This is a genomic window from Streptomyces populi, from assembly GCF_002911015.1.
Classification (GTDB): domain Bacteria; phylum Actinomycetota; class Actinomycetes; order Streptomycetales; family Streptomycetaceae; genus Streptomyces; species Streptomyces populi.
Map to the genome: position 1 here is coordinate 24,199 of NZ_KZ626936.1, position 7,250 is coordinate 31,448.

Here is a 7,250-nt window from a genome sequence, read left to right on the forward strand (position 1 = left end):
TCTGCTTCTGCTTCTGCTTCTGCTTCTGCTTCTGCTTCCTGGGCTACGGCTCCTCGTGCCAGCCGTCCCACTCGGCCGCGAACTCGTCCAGTTCCTTCGGGTCCAGGCGCGCCTCGGGGTCCGTCAGGACCACCAGCCACTGCGCGTCCTCGGCATCATCCTCACCCGCGAGGGCGTCCCGGACGAGCTGCGGCTCCTCCAGCAGGCCGAAACGGTCACCGACGGCCTCCGCGGCCTCTTCCGCGGCGTCGCGGTCGGGCAGCACCAGTACATGTCTCACATCGTTCACATGAACATCTTCCGGTACTCCCGACGCGGCCGATGCCGGATCCGGGGGCGGGTCCGTGTGATCCGCGTCCGGGGGCGGGTCCGTGTGATCCGCGCGGCGTGCCGGGCCGCGGCTACCGGGCCCCGCCGACCTCCGGCACCCGGTCCAGTTCGATCCCGAAGCGCTCCCGGTACGTGGCCAGCACCTCGTCGTCCGTCGCCAGTTCCGACACCTCCTTGGTCCCGTCGGCCGTCGACACGGTGAACTTCCGGCCGCTGAGCGTGATCCGGCCGCCGTCCTCGGTGACCCGCGAACAGACCAGCGACCGGGTGAAGTGCGACAGCGGCGAGGTGCCGTGCCACCAGGCTCCGGCGACGAAGTCCCCGAGCACGCGCGGCCGCACCTCCAGCCGGTACTGACGCCTGCCGCCCAGGAGGACGTCCAGGTCCTCGTGCTCCCGCGAGCCGCCCGCGCCCCGCACCCCCGCCGCGTCCGGCCCCGACTCCACGACCCGGAACAGCCCGCCGGGGTCCCGCTGTTCGCCCCGCTCCATGAACGCCAGCGGGTAGTGGCTGTGCGCCCCGAAACCGACGTCCGCCAGCCAGTCGCCCCCGTCCACCGTCCGCACCCGCAGCGCGAGATGGTCGTAGGGGATCCCGGGCTTCCCGTCGTCCCCGTACACCCGCGCCGCGAGGAACGTCACGTCGAAGCCCAGCGCCCCCAGCAACGCCCCGAACGCGCCGTTCAGTTCGTAGCAGAAGCCTCCTCTGCGGGCGCCCACCACCTTGTCCAGCAGCCGCTTCTCCTCGAGCACGATCTCCTCTCCGAGGTGGATCGACAGGTTCTCGAAGGGAACCGTCCGCAGATGGCACAGTTGGAGCTCGCGGAGCACATCGGACGTGGGCCATGCCGGGTGCTGGGCCCCGATACGGCGGAGGTAGGCGTCGGCCTGTGCGGAATTCATGCCTTCAGTGTCGCGCCACGCCCAGCCCTCCGCCCGCACCGGCGACCGCGAGATCACCGTCCTCGTCGGTACGCAGCACGACCGCCCCTCCTGCCCGCAGGGCCGCGACCGTGCTCGGGGCGGGATGTCCATAGGGGTTGTCGCCGCCGACCGAGATGAGCGCGAGCCGCGGCGCCACCCGGCGCAGGAGCTCCGGATCCTGATACGCCGAACCGTGATGGGCGACCTTGAGCACGTCCACACCGTCCAGTTCCGCGGCCTCCGGCGATCTCGACAGGGCCCGCTGGGCGGGCGGCTCCAGATCGCCGAGGAGCAGCAGCCGCAGCCCCGCGGACCGCACGAGCAGGGTGACACTGGCGTCGTTCGGGCCGTCCGGCGGCGGAGCCGGATCCCGCGGCGGCCACAGCACCTGCCAGTCGAGGCCTCCCGCACGCCTCCGCTCCCCCGCCACGGCCCGGGTCAGGGGGATGTGCCGAGCGGCCGCCTCCCTCCGCACGAACTCGGCCTGCTCCGGGGGCTCTTCGAAACCGGTCGTCTCGATCGCACCCACCGGACGCCCGTGGAGCACACCCGGCAGGCCCGCGACATGGTCGGCGTGGAAGTGCGTCAGGACGACCAGCGGGACCCTGGTGACCCCGAGCGTGCTCAGACAGCGGTCGACCAGCACCGGGTCGGGTCCCGCGTCCACCACCACCGCGCTGCCGTCCCCCACCGCGAGCACGCTCGCGTCGCCCTGTCCCACATCACACATCGCGAACCTCCAGCCGGGCGGCGGCCACCCCGTGATCACCCTGGTGAGCGGCGGCGGCTGCACCACGAACAGCAGCAACAGCAGCGCGCAGACACCGCTCGGCAACGGATGTCTCAGCAGCCGCCGGCCGGCGGCCACGCCGGCCACCGTGACGAGGGCCAGCAGCAGGGCGCCCGTCCAGCTGTCCGGCCAGTCCACTCCCCCACCGGGCTGGGCCGCCCCCGTGCGCGCGATGCCCGCGATCCACCGGGCGGGCCAACTCGCCCACCAGGCGAGGACCTTGGCCACGGGCATCGCCACGGAGGCGGTCGCCAGGGTGGCGAACCCGAGCACCGTGGCCGGCGTGACCGCGAACTCCGCGAGGAGGTTGCAGGGCACCGCCACCAGACTCACCCGGGCCGACAGCACGGCGATCACCGGCGCGCACAGTGCCTGGGCGGCGGCGGCCGAGGCGAGCGCCTCGGCCGGACGCGGAGGCACACGACGCCGCTGGAGTGCCGTGCTCCAGCGCGGGGCGAGGGTGAGCAGGGCTCCGGTGGCGAGGACGGAGAGCAGGAACCCATGGCTGCGGGCGAGCCAGGGGTCGTACAGCACCAGGAGCAGAACCGCGGCGGCCAGCGCCGGGATCAGCGATCTGCGGCGCCCGGTCGCGACGGCGAGCAGCGAGATCGATCCGCAGGCCGCCGCCCGCAGCACGCTCGGGTCCGGCCGGCACACGACGACGAAGGCGAGCGTGAGCACTCCGCCGAGCAGGGCGGTCGCCCGGAGCGGCACCCCGAGCCGGGAGGCCAGGCCCCGGCGCTCCACCCGCTGGGCGAGGCCCGGAGGCCCGGTGAACAGCGCGAGGACGATGACGAGATTGCCTCCGCTGACGGCGAGGAGGTGGGTGAGGTCGGTGGCCTCGAAGGCGTCGTCCAGCTCCGGCGTGACCCGTGAGGTGTCCCCCACCACGAGCCCCGGCAGCAGCGCCCGCGCGTCCGCGTCCAGACCGTCGGTCGCCTTCCGCAGCCCTTCGCGCAGCCGGCCGGCGAACCGCTGCGGACCGGACGGCGCTCCCACCACCTCCGGCGGCGCGTTGCCCCGTACCCGCAGCACCGCGGCGATGTCGTCCCCGTCCGACAGGGCGGGCACGACCCGCACCGCCACCCGCAACCGGGTCGACGGCAGCAGCGACAGCCAGGGCGAGCGCCCGCCGCCCTCCCCGGGCGCACCCCGTCGCGGGCGCGCGTCGACGATCACCAGCACCGGTGTCCGGGTGGCCAGCACCGCGCCGTCCGCCCGCACGACCCGTGTGACGTCGGCGTCGAACAGCAGAGCCGTCGGGGCGATGTGATCCCCGTTGATCCGGGGCCGGGTGAGCCGGGGATCGGAGGTGATCTCCACCTCCGCGGTCACCTCGGCGAACTTCTCCGCGAGCGCCGGGACGGGCCCGCGCCGCAGGTCCGCCGCGTGCAGCCCCGCGGAGGCCGCCGCGGCGCCGGCACAGAGGAGCACGGCCGCGACGGACACCCGCAGCCCCGGTCGCGCCGGCGCCCGCCCCTCCCCCGCGCCCACGTCGCCCCGTACCGCGGCCGGATCTCCCCGCCCCGTCCGGGCGCCTGCCCGACCTGTCCTCGCGCCTCTCCTCCCCGTCCTCGCGCCTCCCCGCCCCGCCGCCAGCAGCGCGCCACCCGCGGCCAGGGACACGGCCACGACGACCGTGACCTGGCCCGGCGACGCCCCCACGCTCACGGCCGCCGTGAGCCAGACCGCCGCGGCGGGCGCCACGAGCCGGAGGTCGGCCGGTCCCTCCGCCCTGGGGTGCGAGGCCCCCAGCCGCCTCCCCGAGTCCGCGTGCACGGGCCTCCGTCCGGACGCGTCGGGGAGACCCGCCGGGGACGTCGGGGAACCTTCCGGCTCACGGGGTTCCGCCGTCGTCCGGGGCCCGAGCCGTGTCCTCGCCCCGGGCCCGCGCGGCGCTGTCGGGGGCTGGGACGGGGGCGGGGACGCGCAGTTCTCCGACGTGCTCACCGGCCCGCCGGGCACCCCGCTCCTCACCGGGCCGGACCGGCCCCTCCTCCCGGAACCGCTCATGGCCGCACCAGGTCCCGGAGATCGGCGAAGCGGCGGTCCCCGATCCCGTTCACTTCGCGGAGCTCGTCGACCGAGCGGAAACCGCCGTGCGCCGTGCGGTAGTCGATGATGTGCCGGGCCAGGACCGGCCCGACGCCGGGCAGGCTGTCGAACTGGTCGACGGTGGCCGTGTTGAGGGGAATCGGCGCGGAGGGCACGGCACCCGTCGCGGATCCTCCGGGGCCGAGCGCCCCGGAACCGCCCGGGCCGGCTCCCGGCGGGGGCGCGGACGCGCCGACCACGATCTGTTCGCCGTCCACGAGGAGGCGGGCGCGGTTGAGGCCGTCGGTGTCCGTGCCGGGCCGCAACCCGCCGGCGGCTCGCAGGGCGTCCTCGACGCGGGACCCCGTCGGCAGCCGCTGGAGTCCGGGGGCGCGCACCTTTCCGCCCACGTCCACGACGACCACGCTCCCGTCGGCACCCGCGGCGCCCGAAGCTCCGGCCGGGGCTCCGGACTCCGCTCCCGGCCGGTCGCCCGGCGCGTGCTTCCCGCCGTACGGTGCCGCGGCACCCACCGCCTCGGGCGCCCGGACCGGCCGTGTCCGGCCGGCCCAGAAGTGCTGCACGGCGAAGACGGCGGCCACGACGAGCAGCACGGTCAGCGCGGCCACGCTCCCGCGTTCCAGACCGCACCTCGACTGCAACCACAACGGGAGCCGCTCCCGCACGGCGAGCCCGGCCCGGTCCCGCCACGCGGTGCCCGCCTCCTCGGCAGGCTCGCGCGAGACCGGCTCATGCGAGACCGGCTCATACGCGGTCGGCTCATACGCGGTCGGCTGCGCCACGGCCGGCCCACTCACGACCGTCGGCCCGTCGACCGCGGAGCGGTCCGTCCACAGGGGCCGGGCGGTCCCCGGCACGACGTCACGGCGGTGTGCCCCGGCCCCGGGGGTCCGGGGCTCCCGGGCGGGACCGGCCGGAACTGCGGGACCGGTCAGAACTCCCGTGCCCGCCGCCGTGTTCCCCCTGGGGAGGCCCCCGACGTCGCGGTCCGGCCCCGGTGGCCCGTTGCCCGACTCCCGGCGTCCCCGGGCGCGTTCGGTGAAGAGCGCGTCGGCACGCAGGCGAAGGGCCGCGGCCGAAGTCTCGTGGCGACGGGTCCGGCTCCGCCGGTCACGACGGTGATGGCGGCTGCGGCCGTCGGAGAGAGGGCCACGACCCGGGCCGCTGGTCGGGGTCGCGGTGCGTGAGCTCGATCGAAGTGCCATGCGGCGAGGATCCGGCATCCGGGCACCCTCGCGATGATCTTGCTCAATTCCGGTGGAGAACGCCCCGGTTGTGGACAACTCCGTCACCCGCACGTGCGACGCGGGTGAGCGGCACGGCTGCCGGCCTCCTCATCGGGGCGACACGACCGCCGCCAGCAGCCCGGGCCCGGTGTGCGCCCCGATCACCGCGCCCACCTCGCTCACGTGCAGTTCGGCCAGTCCCGGTACCCGTGCCCGCAGACGGTCCGCGAGGGCCGACGCCCGCTCGGGGGCCGCCAGGTGGTGAACGGCGATGTCGACCTGTGCGCTGCCCGCCCGGTCGGCGACGATCTCTTCCAGCCGGGCGATCGCCTTGGAGGCCGTCCGGACCTTTTCGAGGAGTTCGATGCGGCCGTCGTGGAGTTGCAGCAGCGGCTTCACCGCGAGCGCGGAACCCAGCAGCGCCTGCGCGGCTCCGATCCTGCCGCCGCGGCGGAGGTAGTCGAGGGTGTCGACGTAGAAGTGGGCGGACGTGCCCGCGGCCCGCTTCTCGGCCGCCGTGACCGCGTCGTCCACGGTCCCGCCCGCCTCGGCGGACTCTGCGGCGGCCAGCGCGCAGAACCCGAGGGCCATGGCGACCATGCCGGTGTCGACGACGCGCACCGGGACCGGGGCGTCGCGCGCCGCGAGCACCGCGGCGTCGTAGGTGCCCGAGAACTCGGAGGAGAGATGCAGGGAGACGATGCCGGCGGCCCCGGACTCGGCGATCTCCCGGTAGGTCGCGGCGAAGGTCTCGGGGCTGGGCCGGGACGTCGTGACGGGGCGCCGCTTCTGGAGCGCCTGGGCCAGGGAGCGGGCCGAGATCTCCGTGCCCTCTTCGAGCGCCTGGTCCCCGAGGACCACGGTCAGGGGAACCGCTGTGATGCCGTGGCGCTCCATCGTCCGCGGCGGCAGGTAGGCCGTTGAATCGGTGACGATCGCGACATGGCGGGACATGAGCTGGAGGTTACCTGGCGGGGCGGGTGCGCGGCAGCCCGACCCCTTCCACCTGCGGTCGGAACGGCCGGATCATGTCGTGCTCTCGGGGCGGGGCTTCTTCTGCCAGGGGTAGGCGGGCCGTTGGCCGGGCGGTGTGATGGCCGAACGCCGCGACCGGTCCTCGGGACGGGACTGCGGGTCCGTGGGCCGGGCCCGTCCGCCGGAGCCGGCCGTGTCCGTGCCGGGAGCGTCGGGCCAGGAGGTGGCGGGCCCCGGCTCCTTGGTCCAGTGGCGCAGTGCGCCGGCCTCCACGTCGATCTGGGCGCTCAGTGTGTCCAGGTCGTCGCCCGCGAAGCGGTGGGCCCGGTCGCGGGCGGCCCAGCGCAGCGAGTCCGCCGACTGCGTGATCCGCCGGGTGCGCTCGCGCAGACCGGGCAGCCGGGTGGCGAGCGTGTCCCTGTCGGGCTCGGCCTCCAGACGCTTCAGCTCGGCGTCCAGCTCGTGCCCGTGGGCGCTGAGCCGCTCGAAGAGGCTCAGGGACTCCTTGAGGGACTCGTCCTCCGCCACGCCCGCGTGCAGCGCGTCCTGGGTGGCGCGCATCGATGTGCGCAGCGTCAGCCTGAGCTGGGCGAGCTCGCCCTGGGGGCCGGGCTGGGCGAAGGTCTTCGCGCGCAGGGTGGTGTCCTCGACCGTGCGGCGGGCCTGCGAGATGGTGCGGTCCACGCCGCGCTTGGCGGCGCCGATCACCTTCACCGTCGCATACGCGCCGAACACCACGAACAGCAGGAAGAGCAAGGCGATTACGGTGATCACGGTGCCCATCACACTCCTCCTCCGACCGACCGCGGCAACTGCCGCCGCGCTCTCAACGGTAAACGCTGCGGGCAGGTTCGGAGTTCCGGAAGAACCCCGAACCTGCCCGTAGGGGACCACCCTGAGCCGCCGCACCGGCCCGGACCTGCGGTGCACCGGGCCGAGGCCCGGTGCACC

General features: G+C 75.0%; 6 protein-coding genes. All 6 read right to left on the reverse strand.

Going from position 1 to position 7,250, the window contains the following annotated elements; translation table 11 throughout:
* Window positions 1-43: 43 nt before the first annotated feature.
* Window positions 44-289, reverse strand: a complete 246-nt coding sequence (locus CW362_RS33215) for a hypothetical protein (RefSeq protein WP_103553322.1) — start codon at window positions 287-289, stop codon at window positions 44-46.
* Between the two features lie 112 nt (window positions 290-401).
* On the reverse strand, window positions 402-1,232 hold the full coding sequence (locus tag CW362_RS33220; RefSeq protein WP_103553328.1) for an arylamine N-acetyltransferase family protein: 831 nt from the start codon (window positions 1,230-1,232) through the stop codon (window positions 402-404).
* A 4-nt stretch (window positions 1,233-1,236) separates the two neighbouring features.
* Window positions 1,237-3,822: a ComEC/Rec2 family competence protein gene (locus CW362_RS33225; RefSeq protein ID WP_103553323.1), complete on the reverse strand. Its 2,586-nt coding sequence runs from the start codon at window positions 3,820-3,822 to the stop codon at window positions 1,237-1,239.
* A 230-nt stretch (window positions 3,823-4,052) separates the two neighbouring features.
* Entirely contained in the window at window positions 4,053-4,880 is an 828-nt protein-coding gene (locus tag CW362_RS33230) for a ComEA family DNA-binding protein (protein WP_376451895.1), read from the reverse strand.
* Window positions 4,881-5,432: 552 nt separating this feature from the next.
* The gene (locus CW362_RS33235; RefSeq protein ID WP_103553325.1) at window positions 5,433-6,278 is read right to left on the reverse strand and encodes a DegV family protein; all 846 of its coding nucleotides are present in this window, start codon (window positions 6,276-6,278) and stop codon (window positions 5,433-5,435) included.
* A 72-nt stretch (window positions 6,279-6,350) separates the two neighbouring features.
* Entirely contained in the window at window positions 6,351-7,082 is a 732-nt protein-coding gene (locus tag CW362_RS33240) for a hypothetical protein (protein WP_103553326.1), read from the reverse strand.
* Window positions 7,083-7,250: the final 168 nt, after the last annotated feature.